General features: G+C 37.9%; 14 protein-coding genes. All 14 read right to left on the bottom strand.

The genetic code is table 11. The features are described from left to right. Positions 1–118: 118 nt before the first annotated feature. The 14 genes from KI363_RS14585 to KI363_RS14520 all read right to left on the bottom strand — a co-directional run bounded on the left by KI363_RS14585 (position 119) and on the right by KI363_RS14520 (position 15273). On the bottom strand, positions 119–1141 hold the full coding sequence (locus KI363_RS14585; RefSeq protein ID WP_212966791.1) for a LacI family DNA-binding transcriptional regulator: 1023 nt from the start codon (positions 1139–1141) through the stop codon (positions 119–121). 298 nt (positions 1142–1439) lie between these two features. After that, complete coding sequence (locus tag KI363_RS14580; protein WP_212966790.1) at positions 1440–2096, bottom strand: YesL family protein; 657 nt, start codon at positions 2094–2096, stop codon at positions 1440–1442. Positions 2097–2504: 408 nt separating this feature from the next. After that, positions 2505–3974, bottom strand: a complete 1470-nt coding sequence (gene gtfA / locus KI363_RS14575; protein ID WP_212966789.1) for a sucrose phosphorylase — start codon at positions 3972–3974, stop codon at positions 2505–2507. Between the two features lie 11 nt (positions 3975–3985). Next, positions 3986–4945: a carbohydrate kinase family protein gene (locus KI363_RS14570; RefSeq protein WP_212966788.1), complete on the bottom strand. Its 960-nt coding sequence runs from the start codon at positions 4943–4945 to the stop codon at positions 3986–3988. A 271-nt stretch (positions 4946–5216) separates the two neighbouring features. Continuing rightward, complete coding sequence (locus KI363_RS22395) at positions 5217–5465, bottom strand: substrate-binding domain-containing protein (protein ID WP_505744242.1); 249 nt, start codon at positions 5463–5465, stop codon at positions 5217–5219. Positions 5466–5522: 57 nt separating this feature from the next. Beyond that, positions 5523–6356 (bottom strand): carbohydrate ABC transporter permease, encoded by an 834-nt coding sequence (locus KI363_RS14560; RefSeq protein ID WP_212966787.1) that lies wholly within the window; start codon positions 6354–6356, stop codon positions 5523–5525. After that, on the bottom strand, positions 6356–7240 hold the full coding sequence (locus tag KI363_RS14555) for a carbohydrate ABC transporter permease (protein WP_212966786.1): 885 nt from the start codon (positions 7238–7240) through the stop codon (positions 6356–6358). Before KI363_RS14555 ends, KI363_RS14560 begins: the two co-directional genes overlap by 1 nt. 493 nt (positions 7241–7733) lie before the next feature. Beyond that, a complete protein-coding gene (locus KI363_RS14550) occupies positions 7734–9035 on the bottom strand; it encodes an ABC transporter substrate-binding protein (protein WP_212966785.1) in 1302 nt (433 codons plus the stop codon). A gap of 62 nt (positions 9036–9097) precedes the next feature. Continuing rightward, positions 9098–10090 (bottom strand): LacI family DNA-binding transcriptional regulator, encoded by a 993-nt coding sequence (locus KI363_RS14545; RefSeq protein ID WP_212966784.1) that lies wholly within the window; start codon positions 10088–10090, stop codon positions 9098–9100. 193 nt (positions 10091–10283) lie between these two features. After that, on the bottom strand, positions 10284–11069 hold the full coding sequence (locus KI363_RS14540) for a sugar phosphate isomerase/epimerase family protein (RefSeq protein WP_212966783.1): 786 nt from the start codon (positions 11067–11069) through the stop codon (positions 10284–10286). A 383-nt stretch (positions 11070–11452) separates the two neighbouring features. After that, positions 11453–11887 carry an NAD(P)-dependent oxidoreductase gene (locus KI363_RS14535; RefSeq protein WP_212966782.1) on the bottom strand — a complete coding sequence of 145 codons (435 nt, stop codon included), beginning with the start codon at positions 11885–11887 and terminating at the stop codon, positions 11453–11455. Positions 11888–11999: 112 nt separating this feature from the next. Then, positions 12000–13370: an extracellular solute-binding protein gene (locus KI363_RS14530; protein ID WP_212966781.1), complete on the bottom strand. Its 1371-nt coding sequence runs from the start codon at positions 13368–13370 to the stop codon at positions 12000–12002. Positions 13371–13416: 46 nt separating this feature from the next. Beyond that, entirely contained in the window at positions 13417–14250 is an 834-nt protein-coding gene (locus KI363_RS14525) for a carbohydrate ABC transporter permease (RefSeq protein WP_212966808.1), read from the bottom strand. 78 nt (positions 14251–14328) lie between these two features. Beyond that, on the bottom strand, positions 14329–15273 hold the full coding sequence (locus KI363_RS14520) for a carbohydrate ABC transporter permease (protein WP_246516887.1): 945 nt from the start codon (positions 15271–15273) through the stop codon (positions 14329–14331). Between the last annotated feature and the right edge of the window lie 40 nt (positions 15274–15313).

Raw genomic sequence — 15313 nt, 5'->3', positions numbered from 1 at the left:
CAATGAATCTTTCAATAAATCGAACTTTCTTACTACCTTATTTATCTGTAAAGCGCTTTACATTCTGTTGTAAAAAATTCTTCTCTATGAAGAGAAGGGGGGAGTTTATTATTTTCCATTATGTGTTCGATATTCCACTCATCTGTATACAAGAACCTCGCTTAACCAATCGAACAGGGATCTTTCTTGCTAAAGGTCCTTTTAAAAGCCCATTGATTTCATCAAGCAATAACATAGCAGCTTGCCGGCCAATCAATTCCTTTTCTTGCCTGACTGTCGTCAAAGGTGGAGCGGTATACTTCGCGACCGAAATATCATCAAACCCTATGATCGAAATGTCTTCAGGAATCCTTAACCTTGCATCCTTCACAGCCTCCATTGCCCCAATGGCCATATAATCTCCAGAAACAAAGACGGCTGTAGGTCGTTCTGTATGCGCTAGCAATTGGACCATTGCCTTTCGTCCACCTTCAGAGGCATAGTAGCCACCATCAACTATATAGCCATCAGGGATCGGCAAGCTATATTTCCCCATCGCCTGTTGATAACCTAGTATTCGTTCTCTAGCCACAAAGGTAGATGAATTTCCCGCAATATGAGCAATTTTCCTATGCCCCAATTCATATAGATAATCAACCGCAAGCATACTCCCCTGAACATTGTCACTCTGAACTATATTAGCCTTTTCTAGCGCCATATCAATATAAACAGCTGGTATGGAGGCCTCGTGAATTTTTTTTACTTCTTTATCGTCGGGTGATAGGTTAATCACAATTACTCCATCCACCCCACGACGAAGCAAATGATCAGAATAAGAGCGTTTAGTGTCTAGATTTCTAGAGACAAGCAATAAATCATAATTATAAAATTCAAGGTGTTTCTTAGCTCCTTCAATCACTTGACCAAAAAACGGATGAGCTATTCCGATGTCTAAATGTTCATTAAATACAACACCGATCATCCAAGACTTCTTTGTAGCTAGCGTTCTAGCAGTAGAGTTGGGCATATAGTTTAATTCTTCGACAGCAGCTAATACTTTTTCCTTAGCTTTCTCACTAACATTAGGATGATGATTTAATACTTTAGATACAGTTGTGATGGAATAACCTGATTTTTTAGCAATATCATAAATAGTAGTCATAAATTCCCCCATGAGTAAAGCGCTTTACATTTAATATATGCTGAAAGCCCTCTTTTGTCAATTCTTTATTTTGCCGATTTTATAATTTTCTTAACTCACATTATTGGGCGGCTAACTATGAAGCAAAGTTCATCAAAAAGCTGAAAATGTAATAATATTCTATTCATCCAATACTTCAGCTTCTTTCGACAATATCAACACTAACTTTTTTGCGAATTTGCTACGGCTATTTTACCATCCAGCTTTTGTATCTTTGTTTATGTTTTTCATGAGAGTAACCCCCCCTCACTAATGAGGTTTAACGTTTTGGATCACTCATCACTTTTTGTTGGGAAGCCAGCTTCCGAAATGCCCTTAATGCGCTTGTTTGTATGATGAAGGCCGGTACACTCACAGCAAAAAATGGAATAATAGCTGGTATAATAAAAGCGATCATTGCAAATATAAACAGCCCTGCCAGTATGAGCAGGCTTGATATCGGGTACAAACCGGCAATAAGCAATGCATATTTTACTTTGACCCAAAAAGGGACATTAAAATGGACATATGTCGCAAACAAGTAGCTTATGGCAACTATCGTGATTAATGTAAGAATAATCACTGCAGGAAATACGATAAAGTCAATTAGAAAACTTGTTGGTAGCGTACGAATAACCGTAAAGTCAACAAAAATAAAGAGACAAACAGGGGCAATAAGGAGCATAAGACCATTTGCCCGCCAAAACTCTTGACGATACGTTTCCATAAATGTCTTCCAAATTGAAAAGTCTCCATCACTGTACAACCATTGTCGAATTACTGTAAACACACTCACGGTTGCTGGACCTATTCCCAGAACACCAAGACCTGCAACTGAAAACAAAATCCACAAGAGATTAAGATAAGCTAACTTTGCGATCCACTCAAATAAATTGCTAATCCCATCCATCGTACCGCTAGAACTTGCATTTCCCACTAGATTTCACCTCCCTCTTAACATAAGGTACCACGACCGCCACCGGCACTCAACTCTCAACCCTTTCGCTAATTGTGTTGGAATGCGAGCACACGTCACTAGGTGCGATTGCACACCGCACAGAAGAGAGTCGGGCATCCATTTTCGTGGCTGCCCCCTTGTATAAACCGCACGTGTCCTATAAGATATATGGCTTTCCCCATGTTCCATGACGTTAAGAAGTTCTGATGGTACTTGCATTTTTCATTTTCCGGAGTCTCCATCTTCACTACTATTCCTAGAACTCCTTAACGCCTTGTATGGTACTGTAAAGAATCGTAAAAAGCATTGAGAATGTTCTTATTCCCAATGCTTTTTTATTTGGAAAAGCCATCCTTTAACGCATTAACTTGGTGGGGGACAGTCCCCTTAAACAATATACTCATTGTCCTGATTGTTTTCATCTTTGTATTGAATGATAGATCGATTTGTTTTTAGGTCAATGGATAGTGTGCAGTGCTTATTTTCCTTTTGCCAGGAGAGTCTGATTTGATCTGCTGGGGAGTCTAGTACGTTAAATTCGCCATTAAAGGCATCGTATTCGTTTCTGAATTTTATTAGTTTCAACAGTCTTTGTACCGTGTCTTTCCCAAGGGATTGTTCAATTTCTTTGAGGCTGTAGTTGTGACGGTTGATTTCTCGACCATCTCCTGTCTTTTTCAGGTTTTCCTCGTCATTTTTCCCAGCTAGAAGGCCAACATAATATACTTGCGGAATGCCAGGTGTGAAAAATTGAATAGCTCTTGCGGCTAGGTATGCATCATCATCACAATTCAGTATGGAGTAATACGTTCCTCGAATTTGATGAACATCAAAGCCATCCGGATCCTTATGCTCATCTGATAAAATTAAACTAAGGTTAGAGCCTCTTTCCAAGCAAACATCTACTACTTTTTTCGCTTCTGCTGTATTAATGAGTCCATCTAGATCAGGCTTAACCGGAATACCATCATGACAATCTAGCATCGTAAACTGTTTATGAGGTCGATTTTTCAAATAACGGAGAAGTTCCACACTATTTTTATTCATTAACGTATCAAGCACACGATAAGGCAAAATAAAGTCGTAAATCCAACAGCCATGTTCGGCTAGTTTGTATTGAATGCTGTAATGGGAATGAACCTCAGGTAGTAATTCAATATCTAAAGAATGGGCCAGTTCCATGATCCAATCAAGGAAGTCATAAATATCCGGTTCAACAAAAAAGCAGCTGGTTCCCAACTTTTTAATGACATAGCCTACCGCATCGAGCCGTACAATTTTAATGTTCTGTTCCTTAAAGTTCATAAAAAAAGACGTAAGCAATTGTTTTACCTGCTCAGACCTTACATCTAAATCGATTTGTTCAGATGGAACTGTCTTACCGAAGGTCGTCCACACCTTCTCTTCCTCGCCCGTTTCCTCAATTTCAAACGTTGAATATGGTTCAGATCTGCGTAAGAACATCTTATCAATATCCTCTTGTACGGGGATCCCATCCTCCCATATTTTATCTAATGTAATAAAAAGATCAGCATATTCGGAGTCTCTCCCCTTTTTAAGAAAGTCTTGGAAATACTCAGATTGCCTTGATATGTGATTCACCATTATATCTACTAAGATATCAAAGTGCTCACCGATAGATTTTACATCTTCCCACGTTCCGAATGCAGGATCAATTTCTAAGTACGTCAATGGCGCAAATCCCCTATCCCCTGAAGAAGGATACGGAGGAAGTATATGTACCCCACCTTTGAAAATATCAGAGAAGTGTTCTAAAAGCACATGTTTGAGAGACTTTAAATCTCCCCCTAATGAATCTGGATACGTAATAAGCTGAACCTGATTTTTAACAGCCATATTTAGTCCTCCTATACTTTATATATTTCTTTAATCTCTTCAATCTTTGGTAAGTCCACAACTGCACCTGTATATTTCAACTTAAAGGCACTAACCCCCATCCCTAATCGGATTGCATCAGCAATCGTATATCCTTTCACAATTGCTGCATAAAAACCCGACCAGAAAGCATCTCCCGCTCCAGTCGTATCCACAACCTCCTCGGCAAAAGTATGACATCTCAGTGTTTCTTTGCCATTAGATACAATAGCACCGTCTTTACCAAGGGTCATGATTACAAGCTTGACGCCTAATTTCAAAAACTTATCTATCTGGTTTTCAGGTGTATCCTTTCCAAATAATCGTTCCGCATCATCTTCAGATGGCTTAATAATATCTACCTGACGAATAAATGATTTAACGACCTCCACCCCATCTTCATCCTTTTGCCAATACATTGGATGATAATTAGGATCAAAGCAAATGAGAATATCGTTCTCCTTTGCGATTTTAAGCATTTTTTTTATCGTTTTTTGGCCATGGTCCATCGAAATGGGCCAACAAGAAAAGTGAACAATACTCGAATTAACCAAGACCTCTTCTAATTTTGACGTGTATGTAATATGGTAGTCAGCCCCTCTATAAAAAATAGGCACTGGTGTAGATTTACTTTTATTTATTACTACCATACTTGTTGGGTAATTTACTTGCTGCACATAGCTTGTCTCAATATCCTGGTTATGCAACTGCTGAATAAGAAACTCACCAAATCTATCCTTTCCAACAACAGCAGCAACAAGAGATTGAATGCCTAATTTTTTGGCATTCATGACAATATTGGAAGGCGATCCTCCAAAAAACGGTTTGTAACTATTACTGTCCATGTCCTCAGTATAGTCTGAAGATATCATATCAATTAGAAGCTCTCCTACTGCTAGGAGATCATTATTTTTTGTTTTAAGTTTTATTTTGTCGTTCAGTCTAAATAACATCTTTTCCCTCCTGATTTCCCGAGATCACCTGCTGAAGTTTAGACCAGTTAAAAAAGAAAAAACTTCTTTTTCATTGACGGAGAATGATTACCTGTTTCAATCCATTAAAAGGGAATTCCTATGGACTCGATCTAGGCAAATATCTCAGTTAAAAGAAGTTAAAATCTTTCGGTCCTCACACTACTATAATCAGGATCCAAATTGCCCGTTTTGCATGGTGTCTGGATACTTACATAATTAATCCTTTAGGTACCTTGCCTTTCAATGAGGTTTACAGGAAATAACGTTTTTTAGCCATTATTTCCCCCTCGTTACTTTTGCTGATTAAATGAATTGCATGCTCGCACATCGCCGCAATAGGCTGTTCAAAACCCACGACCTTCAATTTATTTGGAACATCAATCTTATTAGAATGGCAGTATTGTATTACTTGCATGCCAATAATATCACTACTTGCAAAAATCCCATCTACTTCAGGATGTTTTTTAAAAACTTCATTGATTTTGCGACATCTTTTAATGTTGCCATCCTAACCTCGTATAAGTTGTTCCTGGTTTTCCTTTTAGCAAATAAAACTTTACTTAAGGGCACCCTCAACAATTCCAGCAATAATTTTTTTCTGCATAACAAAATAGAAAATTAAGACTGGGATCAATACTAGCACTAACGCTGCCATCGCCACGTTATAATTTGCTGTGTACTTCCCGAAAAAGTAGAAGGTTGACAATGGCAAGGTACGTACATTGTCATTAACGAGAACAAGTGAAGGTAAAAGGAAATCATTCCATACCCACAAGACATCTAAAATAGCGATCGTCGCAGTTGTTGGTTTTAACATAGGCATCACAACACGGAAAAACACTTGAAATCTGCTAGCACCATCAATAATAGCAGCTTCCTCAAGTTCGATAGGAACACTTTTAATAAAACCATGATATAGAAAAGTGGCCATACTAACGCCAAATCCTAAATAAAAATAAATCAACATTCCGCGACTATTTAGTAGTCCTATATTCCCATAAATGGTTACAAATGGAATCATAACTGCTTGGAAAGGAATAATCATCGATGCAACCATGGTCATAAAAATAAATTTATTTATTTTCCATTTCCACCGAACAAGAAAATAAGCCAACATAGAAGAAAAAACAATAATTACGGTTACGGAAAAAATTGTTACCAGTAATGAATTGATTAAGGCTGCCCCATAGTTCATTGTTTTAAAAGCCTCAATATAATAACTCAAATCAAATGAAGACGGTAGAGAAAGTGGGTTAGCCACTACCTCTAACCTTCCTTTAAACGAATTGATTAAGATTAGAAGGAATGGAAAAATGTACAGAGCAAACAGTAGACAACAGATAATAAAAATAATGATCTTATTCCATTTTCTATGAACATTTACTCCCATTATGCTTCCACCTCTTTTCTCTTCATAACAGCAACTTGGGTGATGGCAATAGCAGCCACAATCAGAAACAGAATAATGGCTTTAGCCTGACCGGTTCCATAATTTTGATACAGGAAGGCTTCATTATAAACATGCATCGAAATCAATTCAGTGGAACGATAAGGCCCTCCCTCCGTTAGCGATAAATTTGTATCATAGACCATAAAACTTCTTTGCAGTGTTAGAAAAATGCTGATCGTAAACGATGGAATCATCATTGGTATCTTTATTTTGGTCAAGATTTTCCAACTGTTAGCACCATCAAGAGAGGCTGCCTCTGTTAAGGACTTGGGAATGCCTGCAAGTCCTGCAATATAGAGAAGCATCATATAGCCGGAATTCTGCCAAATTCCCACAATAATCAATGCCCATACAGCCGATTTTGGGTCAGATAACCATGAATTACTCAAAAAGCCAATATCAAGGCTTGAACCCATATAGACCAAAATTCTTGCGAAAATAAATTGCCAAATAAACCCTAAGATAACACCACCGATTAGATTAGGGGTAAAAAAGCCCATTCGGAAGAAATTCTCCCCTTTAAATCCGCTAGTTACTAACAAAGCCAATATAAAAGCAATCAAGTTTGTTAAAATCAAAGACCAAAATGTATATTTGAAAGTAAAAACTAATGTTTCCCAAAAGCGCTGATCTGTAAACGCCTCAATGTAGTTTTTCATTCCGACAAAATCAACAGATAGATCGGTTCCTGTTGAGTTAGTGATGGTCATGTAAATTCCTAATAAGAAGGGAATAATGACGACTGTCAGGAAAGCAAAAACCGGAATCGCTCCAAAAAGTCCAAAGACCTTCAGCTTTTCAAAAAAGCTCTTCTCAGAATACATCTTTTATCCTCCTCTTAGAAAAGCATACGCCCGGTTTACAACGTAGAAACTTTTTAGGATTCTGACGGATGAAGAAAACACAGTGACCTTGGATAAGGAGATCTGTAGTTGACTTATCGTAAGAAGAAACGGAAAGTTTGCTAGTCGGTGAGCGCTTGGCAAGATCTAACTCTAGCCCATGATATCCTTTGTTATCTATTATTAGGGTGTTCAAAAAGTCTGGTAAAAATGATACTGTGAATTTCTTCGTTGGCTTGTTTCTGCGCTGCTTATGTATCAGGATAAAAGTTCTTCTGCTAAAACCGGCCACGTCCTGTGGGCAACGCAGAAGTCAGTACATCCTGTACAAGTCCGCTACTCGAAACTGCACCGACTCGACCTTTCGACGCACAGGATGTGCTAGTGTCGGCGTTGCTGACAGGACGTCAGCGCCTTTAGCCGACGGGTCCTTTTTATCCCCCTTTTGAACACAAACTTTAAGTGGAAACAAGTGCTATTCAGCACTTGATTTCCAATAATCTTCCAATTCAGTAGCAAGCCCTGTTTTATCAATCTTGTTATCCAAATATTTTTGTAGGCTAGCTCCCATTGCTGGGAAAGCAGTTGGTGGATAGTGGGCATTCATCCATTCCAGTGACTTATCTTCCTCTAGATATTTCAAAACCTCTTTAGACAGTTCATCCTCAGGCTCCACTTTATTGTGTTTTGAAATGGGAATAAAGCCAAGTTTATTCACATAGTAATCTTGTCCCTCTTCGTCCTCATACATCCAGTTAAGAAAGTCTTTGGCTCCCTCTTGTTGTTCTTCTGAAGATTGACTAGCATCAATCGCCCAAGTTTGCGGAACACCAATGGAAATTTGCGTGTTTCCGTAGCCATTTTCCTCATCGCTCATTGGTACAGGCATTATCCCGATATTCGCATCTGGATTTGCTTCTTTCAATTGTGGGTATGCCCAGTTACCCATGAACCATAAGCCAATATCTCCATTTGCCAATCCCAGGGTTGCGGAGTCATAGTCTGCCGATAATGGACCATTTTTCGCTGCATTGTATTCTTTCATCAAATCAAACGTTGCAACCCAATTGTTATACACTTGATTGCTGTCTAAATCGACTTTTCCTTCCTGCATTTCCTTCATGAAAGTTGAACGTTTATCGGCATCCTCTGACTGATTTGTGAATAATAGATTCGAATAATGTGCTCCCAAAGACCAGTCCATCGGTGAAACTTCAATCGCATTTTTCCCTTCCAACTTGGCAATTTTACCCATTAAATCTTCAAGGTCTTTACGACTTGTAATCGATTCAGGATCAAAGTTTCCACCTACGGCTTCATCTAAAACATCTTTGTTATACAGATAGCCAAATGCCTCAATCGTCGTTGGAATTCCAATTAGCTTATCATCTACTGTCCCAGCATCTAAATACTGCTGATCAATCCCTTCAACTAAAGGAAGATCAGATAAATCTAAGAATTTATCCTTCCACTGAGAAAGCTCCGAATAAACGCCTGTGTTAATCATTACAGGAGCATTTTTAGACGCGTAAAGAGATGTCAATTTTTCCGTAGCATTTTGTCCTGCGAGTGGAATAATCTTCACAATATACTTATCCTGTGAATCATTGTACTTTTCAACTGTCTCATCTAATTCTTTGGCTATTTCCTCTTTCCCAATCAACAGACTTACTTCCGTTTTGCCTTTGCTGTTCGAATTACCGCCACCACTACACCCAGCTAAAAGCAACGCAGATAAAATGACACCAAAAATAAGTATCTTCCAGCGTTTCTTCATTCGTAAACCCTCCAAATTCTTTATGATGAAAAACCCTCTGCCTAGTCAGAATAATGTTTGTGTTACGCAGATTCTCTGATCATTAATTCCATTTCAAGCTTACTCACATCAACCGTGTATTTTTCTTTTTGCAGGATACTTAAAATTAGTTTAAAGGTTTCTCTTCCCAGTTCCTGAATCGGCTGTTTGATCGTGGTAATTGTAGGGGCTGTCAATGCCGCTAAAGGTTGATCGTCAAATCCGATTACAGCCAAGTCCTGAGGAATTTTCAAACCTAACTTTTGTGCTTCTACAATTAGGCCTGCTGCTACTTCATCACTTCCTGTAAAGATAGCATCTGGCCTATATTCCATGCTTACAATTTTTCTAGCAATATTTTTACCGTCATCGATCGTATGTTGATCAACAAATAACCATTCTGTATTCACTTTTATACCATGTTCAGAAATCGCCTTATTAAACCCTTTATTACGATCTCGATCCTTCCCATTTCCATCAAAAAGGCCGCCAGTACAGTATGCGATTTTACTGTAGCCTTTTTCTAAAAGATACTTCACACCCATGTAAGCTCCTTGAACTTGATCGAGATTAACGGTAGGTAATAGTCCACCATCAAAACTTTCATTGCATAAAACAATAGGACCAAATTTTGTGAAAGAATGTATAAATTCTTCACTTTGCTCCATAGCACACATAATCACCCCATCAATTTGCTTCTTTGCAAGTAATTCAAGAAAACTGGTTTCTTTATTCTTGTTTTCATTACTTTGAAATATCATGATTTGAAAATCATTTTGCGAAGCAATTTGCTGAATCTCATCTACTAAATAAGAAAAGAAAGGGTTGGTAATCCTTGGAACAATGACTCCTACAATTTTCGAGCTTTGTCCCCTCATTTGTCTGGCTGCTGCACTTGGTTGATAATTTAATTCTCTCATTGCTTGTAAAACAGCATCTCTTTTCTCTTCAGCAACATAAGGATGATTATTAATGACCCGTGAAACGGTCGATACTGATAAGCCCGCCCTTTTGGCTACATCCGATATATTAGCCAACTCATAATGCCTCCCTATTTGAGATATCGATTTCACAACCATATTCTAGTATTACTTGAATTCTTTGTCAATAAATATGTGATATCGTTACCACAAAAAAACGATAAAAAAGCGGGAATTCCATTTCTTTAAAAAAGTGATAGGTACTATAGGGGCTTGACCTTCAGGAGCCCCCACTAGTATAGAACTTCCGTTACACCATTAACTCCTTTAGGTATTGGATCGTATAATCGACTCCTTTTTCTCCTAATTCTCCCTTCCAAACAGAAGAATGCGGCTCTATACTAAGACCACCGTTATACCCCTTAGCATAAAGAATAGCCATAAATGTGTGCCATTCGGTTTGATCAAGACCTGCTGGTGGATCATCGAATCTTTCTCCATTCACAATTACCGATCCTTTAATATGAACATGCTCAAACCTTTCTCCCCATTCCTTCATTTCTTTTAGATAGTCACGACCTGCGTAGCGAGAGTGAGAAGGATCAAATTTTATCCCTAAATCCTTTAGGTGTCCATGGATCATTGTCCACGCCATTTCATTATCAACAAAATTATTCCAATCGCAATTATAAGTAGAAACTTTCACCCCTTTATCTTTTCCATACGCAATTAATTTCGAGAAATATTCAATCGCTAGACAAGAGTTTTCATAATAAGAGAGTCCTTTTACATAGTTACAGCCACATACAAAATTTTCACACCCCAGTTCACTGGCAGCATCTATAAGTCGATATGAATAGTGCAGTTCTTCTTCAATCAATCTACCTTTTGAATCGATCTTATCCGTTCCCCAACGTCCAATGGATTGTACAGCAACTCCATATGTCGCTATCCACTCAGATATTTTTCCGACATCACGCAAAAATTGCTCAATATCACTTCCCTCATTGATACAAAACTCGATAAATTCTAACCCTTTCTCTTTTGCTAGCTTAAAACTTGCTTCATTTGGTTCTCCAATAATTCCTAACTTCATTGTTTTCCACTCCTTTTACATAAGCTGATGAACGTAAAAGCCAAAAGTACCGTTGCCTAATAAAATTTCCCTTTGAAGCCTTTTCAATATATGGTATCGATATCACAAATTTCGTTCCATCACCAACCCTTGCTACCAATTTTATATGCTTGAATGTATTTGTCAATATGAAATTCAGCCAGGCATGTTTCTCCACTCCGACAGTGACAAGTAAACGAAATCCCGCAAAACGCTCATAAGAATAAGGTTCTACGGGATTTTAAAGCAGAAAGCGTGTGTACCTACCTATGTTGTTATGGCGATGTCAAAAGATTCCACAAAAAGCTTAATTCCCAAATACATCGAGGGTTGCCTTCATATGTTTATTTGATCTTTCATCTCATCTACACTATACTTTCAAAAACCTCCCTATTAACAAGATTAGATGGCATTCTCCCTTCTAAAACTTCGAGCAGATTTTCCACTGCTATCTTCCCCATTTTTGTTCGTGTGTTAACGGTCGCACTCCCTAAATGGGGTGAAAGGACTACATTTTTCAATCCGTATAACTCCGGCTCCAATTGTGGTTCATGTTCAAAAACATCCAGTCCAGCTCCACCAATTTTTCTCTCTTTTAGTGCACGAACTAAAGCCTTTTCATCAATGATCGCTCCACGAGCAGTATTAATAATATAAGAACGCTCATTCATGAATCCAATTTCTCGTTCACCGATTAAATGATAGGTATCTTTTGTATAGGCAACATGAATGGATATATAATTCGATTTAGCTAGTATATCTTCTAGGGGAGCATACGTACTACAGAATGATCGTTCCACCCCTCCCATCTAAAGGGGAAATACTTGAACATAAAAAAATGGAAACCTGCCATTCCAATCGTAAATTGGACGGAAGGTTTCCATTCTTTTATTCTATCTTTATCATCTATTGTCATTGATTAGCCGACCATTTTTCCGCACGTTCTTGTAAATCGCTTAGAAACTTTTCAATATCCGGTGTTTTTCCATTAGCCGCGTTACTGATAAATCCATTTACAGCAGGAACAATCTCACTACTAAAGAATGGATTCGCTTCATCCATCAGAACTGAAGGTGAAATGTCTGCAATCTCCATCGCTTTTTGTGAAAACTTATCTTCTTTGGGAACAAAGTCAGCATCAACTAGAGTTGGAGTAGCTGTGTAGTTATCATAATTCCATTTTTGGGTTTCATACCCGGTTAGAAACTTCATCACTTCCCAAGATGCTTCTACATTTTTTGCATCTTTGGCCATTACAAATGGATCCATCGCTACCCAGCCTTCCCCATTTGGGCCCAAATTCAATGCTGCTTCATAACGATCTAAAATTTCTTTATTATCATTTGCTAGGTACTCTCCCATTACTGGACCACCAGCATCATCAAGGGCGATTGCAATATTATTCATTTCTGTTCCAAAATTTTCATTTCCCTTTTCATTTAAAAAATCGATTGGAGGATATTGAGCAGCCTCAGCAAGCCATTCCATTACTTTCACCATTTCCGGTTCATCCAATTTCCATTCGATGTTTTTCAAATCGTCTAGGGAACCCTTTGCTCCTTCAGCTCCAAAGGCATGTGTCAGTGCTACAAATGTAGATGCATTTAAGGCTTTTCCACTAAAATACAGACCATAATTTTTTTCACCAGTTACTGGGTTTTTCCCTGTCATTTGTTTTGCCTTCTCCAATATTTCCTCTGGAGACGGATTTTCCGATAATGGTTCCACTCCCCACTCTTCAAAAAGTTGTTTATCATATACAGTGACGCGTTTTCCTAATACTGATGGAAGACCAAAGCGTTCACCATCATAACTAACAGTACTATAGGAATTTTCCCATATTCCTTCAAGATAGATACTTCCATCAAAGTCGGAATCATCTTCAATTAAATCTTCAATTCCTCTTAATAACCCTTGTTCCATCCATTGGGCCGCGAAGGCTCCTCCCGAATAAATAAGGTCCACATCTTTCGATTGTAACATAGCTGTTTGTTTAGCCTGGGCATTGTCCCAAGGAACTTGATATATTTCCAATTCGATATTAGGGTATCTAGGTTCAAATTCATTTTTCAAGAAATTCTCAAAGCCAATTGTTTCTTTCCCGGTAATTGGATCAATTCCATCCTCAAGCGGAAATCCAGCAACTGATACTCTGACTGTTCCTTCCATATCAGAAACTACGTCAATATCACTTGTATCCTTTCCGCCTTCCGTGGTTGATGAACAAGCTGTTAATATAATAACTAAAAGTAATGTGGTCAAAATTGAAATGATTTTCTTCATATAAAAGACCTCCGATTTTTAATGAATTTGAATCACATCATTTAATTTATTGCTTCACACCAGACAGGGCGATGCTTTCTACGATGTATCGTTGGAGAAACAAATATAATGTCACAACAGGAATTAAACTAACGGTTGTCGCCGCCATGATGATGGATGGTAATGGCGCTGTTTTATTAACGCGGAACATAGCTAGACCAAGCTGAATAGTATATTTATCCGGTGTTTTTAAGGCAAGTAATGGCCATAGTAAATCATTCCATACAGCTAAAAATTGCAAGATCGCCATGGTAGCCACAATCGGAATACATAGTGGAAGAAACACACTAAAAAACACCCTGAATTCTCCTGCCCCATCTATAATGGCCGCTTCCCGTAAACTAGAAGGTGTTTGATCAATAAATGCCTTGGCTAAAAAAGTACCAAATGCATAATTAAGAGCTGGTAAGAAAAATGCCCAGTAAGTATCTAGCAAGTGAATTTTAGAGAAAAGCAAATACTGTGGAATCATCGTCATTTCAAAAGGGATCATCATGGTGCTTAATGCTAATACTAGCACCACCATCGATCCTTTGAATTTAAGTTTAGAAATGGCATATCCTGATAATAGTGCAGACATTAAACTGATAAGTATAACACCGACTGAAATGATCAATGAATTGATCATATATTTGATCATAGGCATATTCGTAAAAGCTAGTTGATAAGTTTTAATCGAAAATTCCTTTGGCCAAAATCTTGGCGGATAAGGAATATTTAATCTTGCTCCCCAATCAAAACTGGTCAAGAGCATCCAAACAAAAGGTATAATCATAATCCCTGACCCTACAAGGAGAATACTAGAAATGATTATATTACCTACTAGTTTCGTCTTTTTCATTGAGTTATATTTGAAGTTTTTATCCCTAACCTGAACATTTGGCACACCAATTGGATTACTCAAAACCTCCACCCCTCTCTATTCAAAGTTATTCTTCCGATTAAAATACAACATGATGACTGTCAAAATAAGAATGAACATAAACAAGATATAGGATGCGGCTGTTGCGATTCCCATTTGACTAGCTGAAAAAGCATTACGATAAATATATAAAACGACTGTCATTAAAGAGCCAGCTGGGTTTCCTCCCGTACCACCAATCAACCACACTTCTGTAAAACGTTTCATTGCGCCAATTGTACTCATAATCACCATGAATAGAATGATAGGTTTTAAGTAAGGAATCGTAATGTAATACCATTTTTTAAACCAATTGGCTCCATCCACTTCAGCTGCTTCGTATAAATCTCTTGGGACACTTGTTAATGCCGCTAAGAAAATAATTGTGTTATAACCTAACATTCCCCATAACGTCATTAGCACAATACTGAATCTTGAGACATTTGGATTAGTAAACCATCCGATCGGTTCCACCCCTATAAACCCTAAAACATAATTTAATAATCCTTCACTGCCTGAATTAAATAAAAACTGAAACAATATACTCGTCGCAACAAGTGACACAACATTAGGTAGAAAATAAATCCCTTTAAAGAAATTCCTCCACCTTAACCACGGAACATTATAGATTAACGTTGCCAGAATAAAGGATAGTGATACACCTAAAATGACAGATAATACTCCCATATACAGGGTGTTATATAAAGACTTCCAAAATATCGAATCTGTGAAGACGCTCTTATAATTAGCTAAGCCAACCCAATCCCCACCGAAGGTTGTAGATGATTTTTGAAAGCTTAATATTAATGCACCTACCATGGGATAAATAGCAAAGACTAAGACCCCTATTACAAGCGGTGCTGAAAATACATATCCAGCCAAATCTTTAGAGGTAAAAAACTTCTTCTTGGATTGCCTTGTTTGAAAACTTTTATTAGTAGAAGGTTCTGATTGAATGGCCAATTTGTTGTCACCTCTTTTACATAATGGCGAACTATAAACT

It is taken from the genome of Lederbergia ruris (assembly GCF_018332955.1).
GTDB classification, from domain to species: Bacteria; Bacillota; Bacilli; order Bacillales; family Bacillaceae_C; genus Lederbergia; species Lederbergia ruris.
This window is presented reverse-complemented; position numbering and strand designations above follow the sequence as displayed.

Coding starts and splice junctions, on each gene's coding strand:
- KI363_RS14585 (WP_212966791.1), bottom strand. CDS start 1,141: ATGACTACTATTTATGATATTGCTAAAAAATCAGGTTATTCCATCACA.
- gtfA (WP_212966789.1), bottom strand. CDS start 3,974: ATGGCTGTTAAAAATCAGGTTCAGCTTATTACGTATCCAGATTCATTA.
- KI363_RS14570 (WP_212966788.1), bottom strand. CDS start 4,945: ATGTTATTTAGACTGAACGACAAAATAAAACTTAAAACAAAAAATAAT.
- KI363_RS14560 (WP_212966787.1), bottom strand. CDS start 6,356: ATGGGAGTAAATGTTCATAGAAAATGGAATAAGATCATTATTTTTATT.
- KI363_RS14555 (WP_212966786.1), bottom strand. CDS start 7,240: ATGTATTCTGAGAAGAGCTTTTTTGAAAAGCTGAAGGTCTTTGGACTT.
- KI363_RS14550 (WP_212966785.1), bottom strand. CDS start 9,035: ATGAAGAAACGCTGGAAGATACTTATTTTTGGTGTCATTTTATCTGCG.
- KI363_RS14540 (WP_212966783.1), bottom strand. CDS start 11,069: ATGAAGTTAGGAATTATTGGAGAACCAAATGAAGCAAGTTTTAAGCTA.
- KI363_RS14530 (WP_212966781.1), bottom strand. CDS start 13,370: ATGAAGAAAATCATTTCAATTTTGACCACATTACTTTTAGTTATTATA.
- KI363_RS14525 (WP_212966808.1), bottom strand. CDS start 14,250: ATGAAAAAGACGAAACTAGTAGGTAATATAATCATTTCTAGTATTCTC.